The following is a 17,525-nucleotide window of genomic DNA, read 5'->3' on the forward strand; positions in this document are numbered from 1 at the left end:
GCATTGTCATGCCCCCGGTTTTGCTCACGCTGGACTCCAAACTATTCAGAGTCGACAGCATGAGCTATCGCGCAAAAGCAGACATTTCTACTTTGCCCAAACCGGACATTTCTACTTTGCCCTTACAGGGTGGGCACTCCGTGCCCACGCGGTTACGTGCCTGTACTCTTCGCGTTGGCAGTGAATATCCGCTCGAAACGATGAACGAAGCGTTACACCGTTTGGGTTTGCCGTTGATGGATGCGTTGCCGAGCGATGTGCCGCGGCCAGCGGCGGCGGACACGCACGTAACCGCGTGGGCACGGAGTGCCCACCCTACGGTCAAGGCCGCAGGCCTCTATCAGCCGGCGAGGTTTGCAAACAACGCGGTGCTCAAATACCGTTCGCCAAACGACGGAATAATCGTCACGATCAGCTTGCCCGCATTCTCCGGCCGCTGCGCCACCTGCATCGCCGCCCACAAGGCCGCCCCCGACGAAATCCCGACCAGCAACCCCTCCTCGCGCGCAGCCGCCCGTGCCGTCTCGAAGGCATCCTCGTTGCGCACCGCGATCACTTCATCGTAAATCCCAGTATTCAACACCTGCGGCACGAAACCGGCGCCAATCCCCTGGATCGGGTGCGGCCCCTTGGTCCCTTTCGACAGCATCGGCGACGCTTCCGGCTCCACCGCAATTGCCTGGAACCCGGGCTTGCGCTCCTTCAGCACCTCGCCCACGCCGGTGATGGTGCCGCCGGTGCCCACGCCCGCCACCACGATATCGACCTTGCCGTCGGTATCGCGCCAGATTTCCTCGGCCGTGGTGCGGCGGTGGACCTCGGGGTTGGCGGGGTTGTTGAATTGCTGGGGCATGAAGGCGCGCGGGTCGGAGGCGACGATTTCCTCGGCGCGGCGGATCGCCCCGACCATGCCTTCGGCGCCCGGGGTGAGCACTAGTTCGGCGCCATAGGCGCGCAGCAGCATGCGCCGCTCGTTGCTCATGGTCTCGGGCATGACCAGCTTGCAGCGGTAGCCGCGCGCCGCGCACACCATCGCCAGCGCGATGCCGGTGTTGCCGCTGGTTGGCTCGACGACGACGGTGTCGGGGCCGATCTTGCCGGCCTGCTCCGCCGCCTCGATCATCGCCAGGCCGATGCGGTCCTTGACGCTATGCGCGGGGTTGTGGAATTCGAGCTTGGCAAGGATCTCGGCGCCGCCGGCGCCCTTGCCCAGCTTGCGGATCCTGACCAGCGGTGTATTGCCGATCAGCTCAGTGACATCGTTTGCGACACGCATCGTTCACCCCGCTTCGTTAGTATGCGTTTATTTTACGCCGAGCAGTTCCACGTCGAAGATCAAATCCGTATTCGGCGGGATCATGCCGCCCGGTGCGCCACGGGCGCCATAGCCCAGGCGGCTCGGGATGATCAGGGTGCGCTTGCCGCCCACCTTCATGCCGGCCACGCCCTGCTCCCAACCCTTGATGACCTGGCCCGCGCCCAGCTGGAAGTCGAGCGGCGTGCGGCCGGCGTCGAGCGAGGAGTCGAACTTGCGGCCGCGCTGGTTGCGCGCCATCGGCTTGTAGAACCAGCCGGTGTAGTTGACGGTGACCTTGTGGCCGAGCTCGGCCGTTTGCCCCTTACCGACCACGCGGTCGACGATTTCGAGCTGGGGTTCGGCCGGGGTTGCCGGCTGCGGCGCCTGGGCGGCGGCAGCGGCATCCTGGGCCGCGCCGCTGACGGCTTCGGCGCCGCTCTGGGCGGCCTGGCCGGCCACGCCGGCAGCCTGCTGCGAACCCGCGGCGGCCTGGTCGGCGGCGCTTTGCACGCCTTGCTGGCGCACGGTGGCGGCGGCCTGGCCGGCATCGGCCGCGGCTTGCGGCGCATTCGCTGGGGTGGCTGCCGGATTGCCCTGCTGGGCGCAGGCGGCGGCGCTTGCGAGCAGCAAGGCCAGGAAGGAAGTACGACGGATCATGTGGACTCTTTCAATGACAGGATTTCAATCGATCATCCTATGATAGCAAAGCCCCGCGCCGCAATGGCAGCGGCGTTACACCGTCTTACTTTTCGCTCATGCCGTTTCTGGCAGCGCCACCTCGGCCGGCGCCTCCGCGGTTTCCGCTTCCGCCGCCTCGGCCATCTTGCGCAGGATATGGCCCGCCGCAATCATGCCGAAGCTGGCGGTCACGACCATGCTGGAACCGAAGCCGGCGCAGTTCAGGCCCGTGACGCTGCTGCCGATCTCGCAGGCGTCCTCTGCCTCGGGATAGCGCAATGGCTCCATCGAGAACACCGCGTCGATGTGGTATTTCTGCTTCTCGCCGCGCGAAAAACCATACTGCGCGCGCAGCAGCTTGCGCACCTTTTTGAGCAGCGGCTCTTGCTCGGTACGGGCCAGGTCGCGCACCTCGATTTTCGTCGGGTCGATCTGGCCGCCGGCGCCGCCGATGGTCACCAGCGGCAGCTTGTGGTCGCGGCAGTACGCGATCAGCGCGGCCTTGGCCTTCACGCTGTCGATGGCATCCACCACATAGTCGAAACCCTTGCCGCCCACCATCTGCGGAATGTTGTCCGGGTCGACGAAGTCCTCGATCAGGGTCACCTTGCAGAACGGATTGATCTGGGCGATGCGCTCGCGCAGGGCCTCGATCTTCGGCATGCCGACCGTGCTGGTGAGGGCCTGGATCTGGCGGTTGATGTTCGACTCGGCCACGTTGTCGAGGTCGATCAGGGTCAGGTGGCCGACCGCGCTGCGCGCCAGGGCCTCGACGATCCAGGAGCCGACGCCGCCGACGCCGATCACGCAAACGTGCGCCGCGCGGAAGCGTTCGAGGGCACGCTCGCCATACAGGCGGGCGATGCCGCCGAAGCGGCGTGCGAAGTCGATTTCGTCGTCGAGGGCGGCACTGAAGGTGGGGGTATCGGTGGTATGCATCCCGCCATTTTACCGAACCCATCTGGCACGCCTGCACTAAAATGCCTCTTGGTCAATCAAAAAAATCTCCACTGTCAGAAAAACGCACATGAACGATTCCCTCCTCGATGCCGCCCCTGGTTTCGACCAGCCGATCGCCGTCCTCAAGCATTGCCATGGACGCATCCGCAAGCAGCTCGCCACCCTCGAACGCCTGCTCGCGCACCTGCCCGGACACGGCGCCGACGAACAGGCGCGCCAGGCGGCAGCTGCGGTGCTGAAGTACTTCGAGAAGGCGGCACACCTGCACCACGACGACGAGGAACAGGACCTGATTCCGATGCTGCGCGCCGTGGCGCAGGGCGAGGACGCGGCCACCCTCCAGGCGCTGGCGCCGGTGATCCTGCAGGACCACAAGGACATGGACGCGATCTGGCAAGACCTGCACGAACAATTGACCGCGATTGCAGACGGCAGCGCCGCCACCCTCTCCACGTCGAGCGTGCAGCGCTTCGTACAGCGCTATACGGCCCACATGGACCGCGAGGAAAGCACGATGGCGCCGATGGCCATGCGCCTGTTTTCAAGCGAGCAGATGGCGCGCCTGGGTGCGGCCATGGGCCGGCGCCGTGGCATCGACGCGGCGCCCGCGCCGGCTGCTGCTTCTGCTGCTCCTTCTGCTACCGCTTCGGCTGCTGCCGCGCCGGCCATCGGCGACGCCGTTGCCGGCCTGCGCAAGGACTATGGCCAGGCCAGCCTGAACGAAGACGACGTGCTCGACGATCCGATCGCGCAATTCACGCAGTGGTTCGAGCAGGCCCTGAAGGCCGAGGTCAACGAACCGAACGCGATGAACGTGGCCACCGTGGATGCGGACGGCCGGCCGAGCTCGCGCATCGTGCTGGTCAAGCAGTTCGACGCGCGCGGCTTCACCTGGTACACGAATTACGACAGCCGCAAGGCGCAGGAATTGCGCGCCAACCCGCACGCTGCTCTGCTATTCTTTTGGAGCGAACTGGAACGCCAGGTGCGCATCGAGGGCCGGGTCGAAACGACCTCGGCTGAGGAAAGCGACAAGTATTTCCACAGCAGGCCCTTGAAGAGCCGCCTGTCGGCAATTGCTTCGCAGCAGAGCGCGCCGATCGCCAACCGCGCGGCGCTGGAACAGAATTACGAAGCCGTTGCCGCACAGGCCGGCGAAGCGCCGCCGCGGCCCGCCAACTGGGGCGGCTTCCGCCTGGTGCCCGAGCGCATCGAGTTCTGGCAAGGGCGCCGTTCGCGCTTCCACGACCGCATCGTCTACACGCGGCAGGAAGACGGCAGCTGGACCCGGGAACGCCTGCAACCGTAACACCGCACCATCGCACCACCGCTGCACCGCTGCACCGCTGCACGAAATCGTTTCACGCACAGCCCGTGTCCGCACGGGTTCCGTCATGCTGTCACGCTGGCCGGAGGAAATGTGTTTAACGAACTGAAACTCGGCGCCTGGAGCACGGGCATGCGCAGCAAGCTGTCGCTGCCCCTGCGTGTCGAACTGTGGAACGGCGAGCACATCGATTTATCGTCCGACCCGCCGCTCGTCACGATCCGCGTACCGCAGCCGTCTTCGCTGCGCTACCTGCTCTCGCCCTCGCTGTACAAGCTCGGGCAAGCCTATGTGGAAGGCGCGCTCGAGATCAAGGGACGGGCCGCCGACATGATCCGCATCGGCAGCGAGCTGGCCGCCTCCACCGGCAAGCACGGACGGCGCTTCGCGCATCCGCTGCGGTTGTTTTCGCCGCACACGCGCCGCAAGGACGCCGAAGCGATCCGCTACCACTACGACGTCTCCAACGAGTTCTACGCGGCCTGGCTCGACCCGAACCTGGTGTATTCCTGCGCCTACTTCGACACCGGCACCGAGGACCTGGCCACCGCGCAGGTACGGAAGATCGACCACATCCTCACCAAGATCGGCCTGCGCCCCGGCCAGACCCTGCTCGACATCGGCTGCGGCTGGGGCGCGCTGGCGATCCGCGCGGCCGAGCGTTTCGGTGCGCGCGTGCTCGGGGTCACGCTGTCGGACAACCAGGCGGCGCTGGCGCGCGAACGGGTAAAGGCGGCGGGGCTGGACGGGCGGGTCGAGATCCGCCTGCAGGACTACCGCGACGTGGACGGCCAGTTCGACCGCATCACCAGCGTCGGCATGTTCGAGCACGTGGGCGTGCAGCACCTGCCCGAGTATTTTTCGCGCATCAACGCCCTGCTGGCGCCGGGCGGCGTGGTCATGAACCACGGCATTACCTCGACCGATGTCGAAGGCCGCGCCACGCCTTATGGGGGCGGCGAATTCATCGACCAGTACGTGTTCCCGCAGGGAGAATTGGCCCACCTGGGCGCCGTGATCAAGGCCATGCAGGCGGGCGGGCTGGAAGTGCGCGACGTGGAAAACCTGCGCCGCCACTACGCCAAGACCTGCGCCGCCTGGACCGAGAATTTCGAGAACCATGCCGACGAGATCGCCCGGCTGACCGACGGCAAGCGCTTCCGCATCTGGCACGTCTACCTGGCCGGCTGCGCGTATGCGTTCACGCATGACTGGATCAGCCTGTATCAGATCGTGTGCGGCAAGGCGGGGGAAGACCCGGCGCAGATACCGTGGTCGAGGAAGTACATGTACGAGTGAGTGCGGCGTCGCTGTTGACCTTCGTAGGGTGGGCACCTGTGCCCACGCGGTATGGCACGGATGATCTATCGAAACGCCGCGGTGATTGGACTCACGGTAACTTCGCTGCTGATCATGCGGTGAGACAGCGTGGGCTCGAGAGCCCACCCTACGAACCCCTTACTTCATGAACTGCTGAAACGTCTTCCTGAACTTCGCCACCTTCGGCGCCACCACGAACGCGCAATATCCCTGCATCGGGTGCTGGGCATAGTAGTTCTGGTGATACTCCTCGGCCTTGTACCAGGTTTCCGCCGGCAGCACCTGGGTCACGATCGGCGCATCCCACACGGCCGCCATTTCCGCCATCACCTGGCGCGCGGTCGCTTCCTGTTCGGCGTCCTGGGTAAAGATCACCGAGCGGTATTGCGGGCCGACGTCGTTGCCCTGGCGATCCTGGGTGGTCGGGTCGTGGATGGTGAAGAAGATCTGCAGGATGTCGCGGTAGCTGATCACCGCCGGATCGAATTCCAGCCGCACCACCTCGGCGTGCCCCGTGGCCGCGCCGCACACCTGCTCGTAGGTCGGGTTCACCACATGGCCGCCCATGTAGCCCGATTCCACGCGCGTGACCCCGCGTACTTCCAGGTAAACGGCCTCGACGCACCAGAAGCATCCGCCGCCAAGGATCGCCACGCCGGTCGCTGTTTGCTCGCTCATCGCATACCTCGATATTGTTAGTGATGGCTTTACTGTAACGTAAAGCCACGGTTTGTGCAGACGCAACATGCGGGGCAATACCGACGCAAACGCCGCCTTGTTCCTTGCGATGGCATAATGAGCATGCAACTTTCCAGGGTACCGATGAACACACGCTCTCCCCGCGCCACCGAGCGCGGCTTCGATTCGACGCATTTCCGCCAGGCGCTGTCGCAGTTTGCGACCGGCGTGACCGTCATCACCACGCGCCTCGAGGATGGCAGCTTCCGCGGCCTGACCGCCAGTTCCTTCAATTCCGTCTCGCTCGATCCGCCGCTGGTGCTGTGGAGCCTGGGCGCGGCGGCCAACAGCATGCCCATCTTCAGCGGCAACTCGCACTACGTCATCAACGTGCTGGCGGCCGGCCAGGAAGAACTGGCGCTGCGCTTCTCGCGCCGCACCGAAGATCCGTTTGCCGGCGTCGACTACGAACTCTCGCGCACCGGCCAGCCGATCCTGAAGGGCGCCGTGGCCTGGTTCGAATGCCACAACCGCAGCCGCTATCCCGAAGGCGACCACGTGATTTTCGTGGGCGAAGTCGAGGAATGCGAAGTCCAGCCCCAGCCGGCGCTGTTGTTCCACGGCGGGCGTTTCGGCGTCACCTCCTAGGCCGGCGCCGTCTCCAGCTGGCGAGGATCGCGCCAGCACCCTGGAGTTTTGGGCAAGCCAGGCCTCCCTCCCCGCCCTACCATTTCTCTTCCCGATAACGCTACACAAGGAAGAGACATCATGAGCAAAACCTGGATGATCACGGGCGCCGGCCGCGGCATCGGCGCCGACATCGCACACGCAGCCCTGAAGGCCGGCGATAAAGTCGTGGCCACCGGCCGCAAGCTGGGCCAACTGCAGGACACCTTTGCCGGCATCGCCCCGGAACGCATCGCCCTGGTCGAACTCGACGTCGCCGACGAAGCCCAAGCCGCGCCGGCCATCGCCGCGGCCGTCGAACGCTTCGGCCGCATCGACGTGCTAGTGAACAACGCCGCCTACGGCCTGCTGGGCCGCCTGGAAGAAGTGTCCAGTGACGACATCGCCCGGCAGTTCGCCGTCAACGTGCACGGCGTGCTGCACATGCTGCGCGCGGTGCTGCCGACCATGCGGCGCCAGCGCGGCGGCCACATCATGAACATCAGCTCGATCGCCGGCATCACGGGTTTCGACGGCGCCTCGGTGTATTGCGCCAGCAAGTACGCGATCGAAGGCTTGACGGCTTCGCTGGCGCTGGAAGTGGCGCCATTCGGGATCAAGGTCACGGCGGTCGAACCCGGCTTCTTCCGCACCGAATTCCTCGACCCGAGCTCGGTACGCTACGGCGCCACCGCCATCGACGACTACGCCGCCCTCGGCTCGGTGGAACAGGCGTATGGCGCCTACAAGGGCAGGCAGCTGGGCGACCCGGTCAAGCTGGCCGCCGCCGTGGTCGAACTGGCCGGCATGGCCTCGCCGCCACGCCAGTTCCTGGCCGGCAGCGACGCCCTGGCCATGGTGAATACCGCGCTCGACGCCCGCCGCACCGAAATGGCCGCCTTCGAGGCGCTGACGGTATCGACCGACCACGCCGCCTGAGTGTGGAATGGAAGAAGAAACGGCATGGTGTATTCTTCAGCGACACATGACGACGAATCCGCCATGAATGCGCCTTCTACTTCCATCGATCTCAGCTTGACGCGGTTGGCCGGGCTGCTGGCCGCCAACGCGCCGCAGGACGGCACCTTTGCGACCTGCATCCCCGGCGTGCACGCGGTGCGCGCCGCGAACGACAGCGCCGAGCTGGTGCACGGCCTGCACCGCCCCGCGCTGTGCATCGTCGCGCAGGGCGCCAAGACCGTGATGCTGGGCGACGAGTCCTACGACTACGACCCGTCGCGCATGCTGATCTTTTCGCTCGACCTGCCGATCGCCGCCATGATCCGGCAAGCCAGCGTGGCCGCGCCCTACCTGTCGTTCCGCTTCGATTTCGACCTCGACAGGCTGGCCGAGCTGATCCTGAAGGCGTATCCCGACGGCGTGCCGCCCACACGTCCGGGACGCGCCGTCTACGTGGCCCAGGCCAGCGCCGAGATCGTCGACGCCGCCGCACGCCTGATGGCGTTGGCAAGCCGGCCCGAGGACGCCGCCCTGCTCGCGCCACTGGTACAGGACGAAATCATGCTGCGCCTGCTGCGCGGCCCCTTCGGCGCGCGCCTGGCCCAACTGGGGAAAATCGAGACCCACCGCATCGGCAAGGTGGTGGCCTGGATTCGCAAGCACTTCGACCAGCCGATGCGCATCGACGACATGGCGCAGCTGGCCCATATGAGTCCGTCTTCGCTGCATGGCCAGTTCAAGTCGCTTACCTCGATGAGCCCGCTGCAATTCCAGAAAACCCTGCGCCTGCAGGAAGCGCGGCGCCTGATGCTGGCCACGGGCATGGACGCCAACCTGGCCTGCCAGCGCGTCGGCTACCTCAGCGCCTCGCAGTTCAGCCGCGAATATGCGCGCCACTTCGGCAATGCGCCGACGCGCGACATGGTGCGCCTGCGCGATGCCGGGCTTGCCAGTGCCGTCTCCTTTACCCAGTAGACATCCTGCGCCAGTTTTTTGGCAATAACCAGTAATTGTCTAAACATACGCAATTTTATCCAAAATGAATAAGATTGTTTCCCCTTGCTACCACCTGTGAAAGCACTTGTATTGTGGTCTTCTGCGCAGCTGTATGGCAGGCGCAGTCATCGGAACCAAAAACTGCCGGCGGTGTCAGACATGAGGTAAAGGAGGCACGATGATCCTGGCTCATTGTATTCGGCTCGACCCCAACAAGGTGCAGACAACGTATCTGGCGCGTGCAGCCGGGACCGCGCGGTTCGCCTACAATTGGGCACTGGCCGAATGGGGACGGCAATTCCAAGCGTGCATACTCCACCCAGCCTTGCCCAAGCCAAACGAAGCGGCGCTGCGACGCCAGCTCAACGCCATCAAGCGCACGCAATTCCCGTGGATGCTGGAAGTGACAAAGAATGCGCCACAGATGGCGATCATGCAACTGGGCCGCGCTTTCCAGAATTTCTTCGAGAAACGGGCACGCTACCCGAGGTTCCGGCGCAAGGGTGCCAACGACCGGTTCACATTGACCAACGACCAGTTCCAGATTGATGGCAAACGCATCCGTATTCCTAAACTCGGATGGCTGAGGATGCGAGAAAGCCTGCGCTACACAGGGCGGATTGTCTCTGCGACAGTTTCACGCACGGCCGACCACTGGTATGCCAGTATCAGTATCGACACCTCCGATGCACAGCTGCCGCCAGCCGAAAACCAAGGCGTGGTCGGCATCGACTTCGGCGTGACGCACCTGGCCACTTTGTCGACTGGAGAGAAAGTCTCTGGACCGAAAGCGCTGCAGACATTACTCGATCGCCTGCGGCGACTGTCGCGCGCTCTATCTCGGAAGGTGAAATGCTCGTGCAACCGCAAGAAAGCAAAAGCCAGACTGGCTCGCCTGCACGCCAGGATCGCCAACGTGCGCGCGAACGGCTTGCACCAGCTCAGCGCAAATATCACCCGGCGCTTTCATACCATCGGCATCGAGGATCTGCACGTCACGGGCATGCTCGGCAACCGCTGCCTGTCACGCGCGATTGCCGACATGGGCTTCGCCGAACTGCGCCGCCAGCTCGTGTATAAAGCGGCGCGGCGCGGTTGCCAGGTGATCGTCATCGATCGCTGGTACCCCAGCAGCAAGACATGTTCGTGCTGTCGTTACAAGCTTGCCGTACTCAGCCTGGACATACGCCAGTGGACCTGCCCTGAATGTGCAACGCACCATGACCGCGATGTCAACGCGGCGATCAACCTGAGAAACATGGCGGTGAGTTCCATCGTGTCGGCCTGTGGAGGAGAAGGCGCTGGCCCTGTGCGTGAAGCGCAGGGCGAAACCGGCTCCAGTGAAGCAGGAATCCAGCGAAAAGTTAACTATGCTTAGCTTTGAGTAAGTCTGGAAGAACGGCGAAAATGAAAATGCCTGTCGCAGTTTGAAAAGATGCGTCAAGACGGTGTTCCTATAATGCCCTGACTCCGGCGCCCTGCCCGGCCTACAAGAACAGAGACCAGGACCGATCCATGACCGCTTCCGCTTCGACCCGCAAGACCGCCTTCCACTGGGATGACCCGCTGCTGCTCGACCAGCAACTGCTAGATGAAGAGCGCATGGTGCGCGACGCCGCCGCCGCCTACTGCCAGGACAAGCTGCAGCCGCGCATCCTCGAGGCCTTCCGCCACGAGACCATGGATACCTCGATCTTCCGCGAGATGGGTGAACTCGGCCTGCTCGGCCCGACCATTCCCGAACAGTACGGCGGCCCGGGCCTGAACTACGTCGCCTATGGCCTGATTGCGCGCGAAGTCGAGCGCGTCGATTCGGGCTACCGCTCGATGATGAGCGTGCAGTCGTCGCTGGTGATGGTGCCGATCTTTGAATTCGGTAACGAAGCGACCAAGCAGAAATACCTGCCGAAGCTGGCGACCGGCGAATGGATCGGCTGCTTCGGCTTGACGGAGCCGAACCACGGCTCGGACCCGGGTTCGATGGTGACCCGTGCGCGCAAGGTGGACGGCGGCTACGCGCTGACCGGTTCGAAGATGTGGATCACGAATTCGCCGGTGGCGGATGTGTTCGTGGTCTGGGCCAAGGACGATGAAGGCGCGATCCGCGGCTTTGTGCTGGAAAAAGGCATGGAAGGTCTGTCGGCTCCAGCGATTCACGGCAAGTTCGGCCTGCGTTCGTCGATTACCGGCGAGATCGTGATGGACAATGTGTTCTGCCCTGAAGAGAATGCCTTCCCGGACGTGCGCGGCCTGAAGGGTCCGTTCACCTGCCTGAACTCGGCGCGCTACGGCATCGCCTGGGGTGCGCTCGGTGCGGCCGAAGCCTGCTGGCATACGGCGCGCCAGTACACGATGGACCGCAACCAGTTCGGTAAGCCGCTGGCGGCGAACCAGCTAGTACAGAAGAAGCTGGCCGACATGCAAACCGAGATCACGCTCGGCCTGCAAGGCTGCCTGCGCCTGGGCCGCATGAAGGACGAAGGCACGGCGGCGGTCGAGATCACCTCGATCATGAAGCGTAATTCCTGCGGCAAGTCGCTGGACATCGCCCGCACCGCGCGCGACATGCTGGGCGGGAACGGTATTTCGGACGAGTTCGGGATCATCCGCCACATGGTGAACCTGGAGGTGGTGAATACCTATGAAGGCACGCACGATATCCACGCGCTGATTCTCGGCCGTGCGCAAACGGGCATCGCTGCGTTTTAATCAAACCCATCGCGCGGTCATCGTATTCCTTGAAATCGATTTCCGCGCGAATAAAACACATCTTTATCCGGATGAGGCCATAAAGCCTTTTCCGGCATCGCGACATAATCCATTCCCGACATCGAATTACCGAATACGATTTCTCGTGCGGTATTCGTTTCATCATATTGCCGTGCGCTTGCAACGGCACCTTCCTCTGCAGTCAGGCCAGCGCACACGTCTATCCTCGCCGCATCAGTAATCGCTACGATTCGTATGAATTTATTAACCATTACAGATAAATAGCCGCACACGATTACAAATTTGTACTTACGCCACCTTATCGTGTGTACAATAAATTAATCCTAAACCAGTGTTCCACCTATACAAGCGCGCGGAACATGACTTTTACCGATACTGCGGCTTCCACAAATTCCCGCTCAAACGATGCCTCGGCGTTGTCCCTGGATTTGTTGCTCAGCAATTTGCCTGGCGCGGTATATCGTTGCCTGAACGACCCGGAATGGACCATGGAGTTCATCAGCGCCGGCATGGAACGCTTGACCGGCTATCCGGCTTCGGCCTTCATCGGCGAGCATTCGCTCTCGTTCGCTAGCCTGATTCATCCCGACGACCGCGCCAAGGTGGCGGACGACACGAATGCGGCGATCCGCGACCGGCGCGCTTACCAGCTCAGCTACCGCATCACGAATGCGTCCGGGCAGATGCGCTGGGCGTGGGAGCAAGGCGCCGCCGTTTACGACGAGCGCGGCGCCGTGGTGGCGCTGGAGGGTTTCATTGCCGACATCACGGTATTGCGCCGCGCCGACATGCTGGCCCTGGAACAAGCCTCGCTGCTCGACAAGGCGCACGACGCCATCTTCGTGATGGACATGAGCGCGCGCATCACCTACTGGAACAAAGGCGCCGAGCGCCTGTATGGCTGGAGCGCCGAGGAAGCGCGTGGCCAGCACATGCCGGACCTGCTGTGCGACGACCACGCCGTCTATAGCGAGGCCTGGCATAACGCGTTGCAGGAAGGTGAATGGTCGGGCGAACTGAGCCAACACCGGCGCGACGGCTGCACCATGCAGGCCGATACCCGTTGGACCGTGGTGCCGGCGAATGCGGCCGCCGGCGTGCCGCAAAAGATCCTGGTGATCAGCACCGACATCAGCGAGCGCAAGAGCAACGAGGCGCGCATCCACCGCCTCGCCTATTTCGACGCCCTCACCGAACTGCCGAACCGCGCCAGCCTGATGGACCACCTGCGCCGCGCCCTGATCGGCAGCGCGCGCTCGCGCAAGTATGGCGCGCTGATGTTCTGCGACCTCGACAACTTCAAGACCCTGAACGACACCCACGGCCACGCCGCCGGCGACGTGCTGCTGCAGGCGGTGGCGCGCCGCCTGGAAAACAGCGTGCGCGAAGCCGACATGGTGGCGCGCCTGGGCGGCGACGAATTTGTGATCCTGGTGCCGCCCGAGGAAGACACCATGGCCGGCGCCGTGCACCAGGCCGAGACCGTGGCGGCGAAAATCGTGGCCGCGATGTCGGCGCCCTTCCAGCTGGCCGACTTCATGTACACGGTCTCGACCAGCGTGGGCGTGACCATGATCAGCGGCATGACCGACACCGTGGAATCGGCCCTGAAACAGGCCGATACCGCGATGTACCAGGCCAAGGCGGCGGGCCGCAACACCTTCCGCTTCTTCGACCCGGCCATGCAGGCGGCCTGGAGCGCGCGCTCGGAACTCGAGACCGGCCTGCGGCGCGCCTTGCGCAACCACGAGTTCATGCTGAACTACCAGCCGCAGCTCGACGGCGCCAGCCGCGTGATCGGCGCCGAGGCCCTGTTGCGCTGGCGCCAGCCGAACGGCGACGTGCTGTATCCGACCGAGTTCATCAAGGCGGCCGAGGAAACCAACCTGATCGTCGAGATCGGGCGCTGGGTACTGGGCACCGCCTGCGCCGAGCTGGCCAACTGGCAGCGCAATCCGGCCACCCGGCATTTGTCGCTGTCGGTGAACGTGAGTGCGCGCCAGTTCGTCGAGCCCGACTTCGTGGCCATGACCCAGGAGATCCTGGCGGCCACCGGCGTCGATCCGCACGGGCTGAAGTTCGAGCTGACCGAAACCCTGGTCGTCACCGATTTCGCGCACACGGTGCAGACCATGGAAACCCTGCGCCGCCTCGGCATCACCTTCTCGCTCGACGACTTCGGCACCGGCTACTCGTCGCTGGCCTATTTGCGCAAGCTGCCGCTGGACCAGCTGAAGATCGATTATTCCTTCATGCGCGACGTGCTCACCAACGGCAACGACGCCTCGATCGTGCGCTCGATCATCGCTTTGGGGGGCAGCCTGGGGCTGCAGGTGATTGCGGAAGGGGTGGAGACGGCGGGGCAGCGCGAATTCCTGTCGGAGGCCGGCTGCTATGGCTTCCAGGGCTACCTGTACGAAAAGGCGCTCAGCGGCGAGCGGTTTGCGGCGTACGCGGCCGGGGTGCATTGAGGCTTCGCGCACCACGCTACTTGGCGCTCTGACGAAACCTCAACCGTACGGTGGGCACCCCGTGCCCACGCGGTTACGTGCGTATCCGTTCTGCGTTGGCCGCGACGTCTCGCCCGCCGGCACCGAGCGAAGCCCATAACGCTGCCTGGTCGTCCGTCGCATACCTCGCGAGCGACGCCTCACCGCAGCAGACTCCGGAGCCGTGCGTACCGCGTGGGCACGGAGTGCCCACCCTACGACAACCTCGCCTTCAAATAAAAAAGCCAGCATGGCTAACCATGCTGGCTTTCTCGATTGCGTGACTGCTTAGAACTTGTAACCCACCGCCAGCACCACTGCCACCGGGTCCAGCTTCATGTGCTGGGTCTGGCCGGTCGAGAAGTGCACGTCGGTGCGCAGGCGGCTCTTGTTGATGGTGGCGTCGACGAACCATTTCTCGCTCAGGTTCACCGCCAGGCCAACCTGGCCGGTGTAGGTGAACTTGTTGTCGATGTCGAAGCTCGTGGCCGGGCCGCCCGGGTTGGTCAAGGCGGTCAGCTTGCCCGAACCGCGTTCCTTCATGAAGTAGGCGTAGGTCGCGCCCAGGCCGATGTACGGGCGGAAGGTCGCGGTCGGCTCGAAGAAGCGGTATTGCAGGAACAGGGTCGGCGGCAGTGCCTCGACGGTGCCCAGTTCGCCCGTGCCCTGGATCGAGCCTGCGCCCTTGATCTTGTGCTTGTACGGGGTGCCCAGCGCGACTTCGGCCGAGATGTTGTTGGTCAGGCCGTAGGCGAAGATCAGCACCGGCTGGATGTCGCGGTCGACGGCTGCCTTGGTGAACGGCAGGGCCGGACCGGTCAGGTCGCCACTTTCGACTTTCGGGGTCAGCTGGTTGAAGCCGAACTTGGCGGTCCACTGGCCGGCCGACTGGGCCGAGGCGCCGGTCGCGCAGGCCAGCGCGGCAGCGGCGACCGCCATTTTCACGACGCTATTCAGACGTACTTTCATTATTTCTCCTGATTCTTGTTGGGGCTGCGCATTGCCCTTGGGCGCTGCGCAGCCAGCTTTATTCTTGTATTACAGCCAACCCTTGACGGCCATATCTTTCAAGATATAACGCGCGATGAGCCAGTACTCGTACGGGGTCGGGTGGATGCTGTCGGCGTACATGAAGTGGGCGGTATCGCCGGCCACCAGGGTACGGGTCGTGCACAGCAGCGAGGTTTCCTTGACCGCCGGATTGGCCAGGTCGCAGGCCGGGGTCGTGACGTTGCTCAGACCATAGATTTCCTTGGTCTTCGGATTGGTCATCTGGTCGCGGCTGATGCTGTACAGGTCGACGTACATGATGTTCGCGCTCTCGCCGAGACCAGCCTTCAGCTGCGTGTTGAAGGCGTTGACCATGGTGTCGATCAGCGGCTGCAGCGCAGGCTGTGCACGGCCCGACGGGGTATTCGCTACGTCCGGCAGGTTGTTCACGATGACGTACTTGGCGCCCTTGGCGACGATGTCCTTGACGATGGCAGCCTTCTGGGCGCCGGCCTTGCCGAGTTCGGCGACCAGGGTTTGTGCGTTCGCGGCGGCGTACTCGCCGGCAGCCTTGGTGCCGGCGGCCTGGGCATCGGCGCCAGCCTTGGTGGCGGCGGCAACGGCTGCGGCCTGGGTCGCGCCTTGCGACATGGCAGCGCCGACACCGGCGTTGATGATCGCGGTCTGGCCACCGGCGGCATTCGTCGCGACGGCACGCTGGATGATCGGCAGCGCGGTGGCCGGGTTGGTCGTGGTCGCGGCCAGGCCAGCGATCAGCAGGCCCGGGAAGGCTTGCTGGCCGGCTGCGGTGCCGGCGGCGCTGACGGCGCTCAGCTGCGACAGGACATCGTTACCGCCGGCCATGATAGTGACCAGTTCGGTGCCGCTGAACTTGCCGCCGGTCTTGGCCAGGTGCATCTGGACTTGGGTAGCGACCGGCACGGTCATTTCGCCGATTTCAGGCTTGACGACCTTGTTGCCCGGTCCGATAGGATTGGTCACGCGGGCGCCGCCCTGGGCGTAGTTGAAGCAGTTCGCGTTGTTGACGATCGGGACGTTGAAGTCGAGTGCCGGATTGGCGTCGTTGTTGGTGCCTTCCAGGCCGGTCTGGGCCGCGCACGGGGCCGGCAGGCGCAGCTCGGCGGCCAGCACTTCGGTCCAGTTCAGGCCGGTCAGCGCCGGATCCTTCGAGGTTTCGGAACCGTTGATCGAGAACTTGCCGCCACCGGCAGCCTTCACGGCGCCGACGTTGTAGGTACCGACGTCCGACAGGCTGTCGCCGAAGGTGACTTGCTGGCTGAAGGTAATCGGGTGCGATTGGTCGCCACCGCTGCTACCGGTGCCGCCGCAAGCGGCGAGCGCAGCTGCGGTCAGCAGTGCGAGCGCAAAATTCTTTTGACGCATTGTGTCTCCTGATGGGAAGGATGTTTTTTCTGTGAAACGAACGCCCGTGCTATTCGTGCCGTAACTAATATGCCAGTGTTCTTTCCGCTTGTATATGGGTCAATTGTCGAGCCGTAGGCTGGAGACAACAGTTGACAGCGATAAAGTCCTTGCAACGCGCCGGATTATAACAAGCATTGACGCTGGTTATATGTCGAAAGGTGTTGGTATAAAGGATGGGTGACCGGCGGTTGATTTTTTGCGATGGGGCGGCTCCTGTTTTTCAGTTGCCGCGTAGGAGAATTGCCGGTTGTAGGGTGGGTTCTTGAACCCACCATCAGCAAGGTGCAAGGAATGGTGGGTTCGAGAACCCACCCTACTGCTGCATCGTGATTGGGTTTGTGGGGTGGCCACACGTGTCCACCCCACAAAACCCGGCGCTAGACGCCCGCGTCGCGGTTCAGCAACCCGTGCACGATGCCGGTCGAGCCATGCGCGGCGCGGCGCAGGCGGTCGTTCACGCCCAGCCAGGCGCCATCCTGGGGCGGCGCTTCGACCAGGATCACGTCGGCGCCCTGCCCGTCCATCGCGCGCAAGGCGGCGTACAAGGCGTGCGCAAAGCCCTCCGGTGTGGCCGGCAGGCGCGTGGCGGCGTGGGCCACGGGCAAATCCGAGTAATGGATCAGCGCCACCTTGCGGCCGGCTGCCGTCATGCGCGCCAGGGTCTGGGCCAGGGTGGCCGTGTCCTGCATCGCCACCGGCGTATGCGGCGCGTAATGCGATTCCAGCGTGCCCGAGGCGCGCGGCGCGGCCACATCCGGCGCGGCCGGCATCCGATCGATCACAGCGGCAATGGCCTCGGCACTCACATGACCGGGACGCAGCAGCACCGGCCCGTGCGTGGCCAGGCGCGACAAATCGACGATGGTCGACTCGATGCCGACCTGCGAGGCGCCGCCGTCGAGCACCAGCGCCACCGAGCCGTCGGCGTCGAATTCGTCGCGCACGTGGTGCGCCAGCGTCGGGCTCACATGGCCGAACTTGTTGGCCG

The 17,525-nt window shown here is 64.1% G+C and carries 16 protein-coding genes; 8 read left to right on the forward strand and 8 right to left on the reverse strand.

Features of this window, described 5'->3' with window-relative positions; all coding sequences use genetic code 11:
* Positions 1 to 340 precede the first annotated feature (340 nt).
* The 3 genes from cysK to tcdA all read right to left on the reverse strand — a co-directional run bounded on the left by cysK (position 341) and on the right by tcdA (position 2,914).
* A complete protein-coding gene (gene cysK, locus LK540_RS24575; RefSeq protein WP_229440035.1) occupies positions 341 to 1,276 on the reverse strand; it encodes a cysteine synthase A in 936 nt (311 codons plus the stop codon).
* Between the two features lie 27 nt (positions 1,277 to 1,303).
* Entirely contained in the window at positions 1,304 to 1,954 is a 651-nt protein-coding gene (locus tag LK540_RS24580) for an FKBP-type peptidyl-prolyl cis-trans isomerase (protein WP_267498907.1), read from the reverse strand.
* Positions 1,955 to 2,050: 96 nt separating this feature from the next.
* Positions 2,051 to 2,914: a tRNA cyclic N6-threonylcarbamoyladenosine(37) synthase TcdA gene (gene tcdA / locus LK540_RS24585; RefSeq protein WP_229440036.1), complete on the reverse strand. Its 864-nt coding sequence runs from the start codon at positions 2,912 to 2,914 to the stop codon at positions 2,051 to 2,053.
* An 88-nt stretch (positions 2,915 to 3,002) separates the two neighbouring features.
* Between tcdA and pdxH the strand changes: the two genes are divergently transcribed.
* Entirely contained in the window at positions 3,003 to 4,244 is a 1,242-nt protein-coding gene (gene pdxH, locus LK540_RS24590; protein ID WP_229440037.1) for a pyridoxamine 5'-phosphate oxidase, read from the forward strand.
* A gap of 111 nt (positions 4,245 to 4,355) precedes the next feature.
* Positions 4,356 to 5,561 (forward strand): cyclopropane-fatty-acyl-phospholipid synthase family protein, encoded by a 1,206-nt coding sequence (locus LK540_RS24595; RefSeq protein WP_229440038.1) that lies wholly within the window; start codon positions 4,356 to 4,358, stop codon positions 5,559 to 5,561.
* A gap of 159 nt (positions 5,562 to 5,720) precedes the next feature.
* Here LK540_RS24595 and msrA read toward each other — a convergent pair whose 3' ends face one another.
* Positions 5,721 to 6,260 (reverse strand): peptide-methionine (S)-S-oxide reductase MsrA, encoded by a 540-nt coding sequence (gene msrA, locus LK540_RS24600; RefSeq protein ID WP_229440039.1) that lies wholly within the window; start codon positions 6,258 to 6,260, stop codon positions 5,721 to 5,723.
* Between the two features lie 144 nt (positions 6,261 to 6,404).
* Between msrA and LK540_RS24605 the strand changes: the two genes are divergently transcribed.
* The 5 genes from LK540_RS24605 (at position 6,405) to LK540_RS24625 (ending at position 11,591) form a co-directional block, all read left to right on the forward strand.
* Complete coding sequence (locus tag LK540_RS24605; RefSeq protein ID WP_229440040.1) at positions 6,405 to 6,908, forward strand: flavin reductase family protein; 504 nt, start codon at positions 6,405 to 6,407, stop codon at positions 6,906 to 6,908.
* 120 nt (positions 6,909 to 7,028) lie between these two features.
* On the forward strand, positions 7,029 to 7,865 hold the full coding sequence (locus LK540_RS24610; RefSeq protein ID WP_229440041.1) for an oxidoreductase: 837 nt from the start codon (positions 7,029 to 7,031) through the stop codon (positions 7,863 to 7,865).
* Positions 7,866 to 7,928: 63 nt separating this feature from the next.
* Entirely contained in the window at positions 7,929 to 8,861 is a 933-nt protein-coding gene (locus LK540_RS24615) for an AraC family transcriptional regulator (RefSeq protein ID WP_229440042.1), read from the forward strand.
* Between the two features lie 199 nt (positions 8,862 to 9,060).
* Positions 9,061 to 10,260, forward strand: a complete 1,200-nt coding sequence (locus LK540_RS24620; RefSeq protein WP_229440043.1) for a transposase — start codon at positions 9,061 to 9,063, stop codon at positions 10,258 to 10,260.
* A 137-nt stretch (positions 10,261 to 10,397) separates the two neighbouring features.
* Entirely contained in the window at positions 10,398 to 11,591 is a 1,194-nt protein-coding gene (locus LK540_RS24625; RefSeq protein ID WP_229440044.1) for an acyl-CoA dehydrogenase, read from the forward strand.
* Between the two features lie 17 nt (positions 11,592 to 11,608).
* Here LK540_RS24625 and LK540_RS24630 read toward each other — a convergent pair whose 3' ends face one another.
* The gene (locus LK540_RS24630; protein ID WP_229440045.1) at positions 11,609 to 11,863 is read right to left on the reverse strand and encodes a hypothetical protein; all 255 of its coding nucleotides are present in this window, start codon (positions 11,861 to 11,863) and stop codon (positions 11,609 to 11,611) included.
* Positions 11,864 to 11,971: 108 nt separating this feature from the next.
* Here LK540_RS24630 and LK540_RS24635 point away from each other — a divergent pair, with 108 nt between their 5' ends.
* Positions 11,972 to 14,083 carry a bifunctional diguanylate cyclase/phosphodiesterase gene (locus LK540_RS24635; protein WP_267498908.1) on the forward strand — a complete coding sequence of 704 codons (2,112 nt, stop codon included), beginning with the start codon at positions 11,972 to 11,974 and terminating at the stop codon, positions 14,081 to 14,083.
* A 306-nt stretch (positions 14,084 to 14,389) separates the two neighbouring features.
* Here LK540_RS24635 and LK540_RS24640 read toward each other — a convergent pair whose 3' ends face one another.
* From LK540_RS24640 to LK540_RS24660, 3 genes are all read right to left on the reverse strand, one after another.
* Positions 14,390 to 15,070 (reverse strand): OmpW family protein, encoded by a 681-nt coding sequence (locus tag LK540_RS24640; protein WP_229440047.1) that lies wholly within the window; start codon positions 15,068 to 15,070, stop codon positions 14,390 to 14,392.
* A 69-nt stretch (positions 15,071 to 15,139) separates the two neighbouring features.
* Positions 15,140 to 16,495 carry an SGNH/GDSL hydrolase family protein gene (locus LK540_RS25280; RefSeq protein WP_267498909.1) on the reverse strand — a complete coding sequence of 452 codons (1,356 nt, stop codon included), beginning with the start codon at positions 16,493 to 16,495 and terminating at the stop codon, positions 15,140 to 15,142.
* Positions 16,496 to 16,914: 419 nt separating this feature from the next.
* The coding region (locus tag LK540_RS24660; RefSeq protein ID WP_307729205.1) for a Sua5 family C-terminal domain-containing protein at positions 16,915 to 17,525 on the reverse strand (611 nt) is incomplete at its 5' end.

Origin of the sequence: Massilia sp. IC2-278 (genome assembly GCF_020708045.1) — a bacterium.
Classification (GTDB): domain Bacteria; phylum Pseudomonadota; class Gammaproteobacteria; order Burkholderiales; family Burkholderiaceae_D; genus Telluria.

What these genes read in the sequence shown, in the direction of transcription:
- msrA (WP_229440039.1), bottom strand. Translation starts at nt 6,260, where the DNA reads ATGAGCGAGCAAACAGCGACCGGCGTGGCGATCCTTGGCGGCGGATGC.
- LK540_RS25280 (WP_267498909.1), bottom strand. Translation starts at nt 16,495, where the DNA reads ATGCGTCAAAAGAATTTTGCGCTCGCACTGCTGACCGCAGCTGCGCTC.
- LK540_RS24605 (WP_229440040.1), top strand. Translation starts at nt 6,405, where the DNA reads ATGAACACACGCTCTCCCCGCGCCACCGAGCGCGGCTTCGATTCGACG.
- LK540_RS24620 (WP_229440043.1), top strand. Translation starts at nt 9,061, where the DNA reads ATGATCCTGGCTCATTGTATTCGGCTCGACCCCAACAAGGTGCAGACA.
- LK540_RS24610 (WP_229440041.1), top strand. Translation starts at nt 7,029, where the DNA reads ATGAGCAAAACCTGGATGATCACGGGCGCCGGCCGCGGCATCGGCGCC.
- LK540_RS24635 (WP_267498908.1), top strand. Translation starts at nt 11,972, where the DNA reads ATGACTTTTACCGATACTGCGGCTTCCACAAATTCCCGCTCAAACGAT.
- LK540_RS24615 (WP_229440042.1), top strand. Translation starts at nt 7,929, where the DNA reads ATGAATGCGCCTTCTACTTCCATCGATCTCAGCTTGACGCGGTTGGCC.
- tcdA (WP_229440036.1), bottom strand. Translation starts at nt 2,914, where the DNA reads ATGCATACCACCGATACCCCCACCTTCAGTGCCGCCCTCGACGACGAA.
- cysK (WP_229440035.1), bottom strand. Translation starts at nt 1,276, where the DNA reads ATGCGTGTCGCAAACGATGTCACTGAGCTGATCGGCAATACACCGCTG.
- LK540_RS24625 (WP_229440044.1), top strand. Translation starts at nt 10,398, where the DNA reads ATGACCGCTTCCGCTTCGACCCGCAAGACCGCCTTCCACTGGGATGAC.
- pdxH (WP_229440037.1), top strand. Translation starts at nt 3,003, where the DNA reads ATGAACGATTCCCTCCTCGATGCCGCCCCTGGTTTCGACCAGCCGATC.
- LK540_RS24580 (WP_267498907.1), bottom strand. Translation starts at nt 1,954, where the DNA reads ATGATCCGTCGTACTTCCTTCCTGGCCTTGCTGCTCGCAAGCGCCGCC.
- LK540_RS24630 (WP_229440045.1), bottom strand. Translation starts at nt 11,863, where the DNA reads ATGGTTAATAAATTCATACGAATCGTAGCGATTACTGATGCGGCGAGG.
- LK540_RS24640 (WP_229440047.1), bottom strand. Translation starts at nt 15,070, where the DNA reads ATGAAAGTACGTCTGAATAGCGTCGTGAAAATGGCGGTCGCCGCTGCC.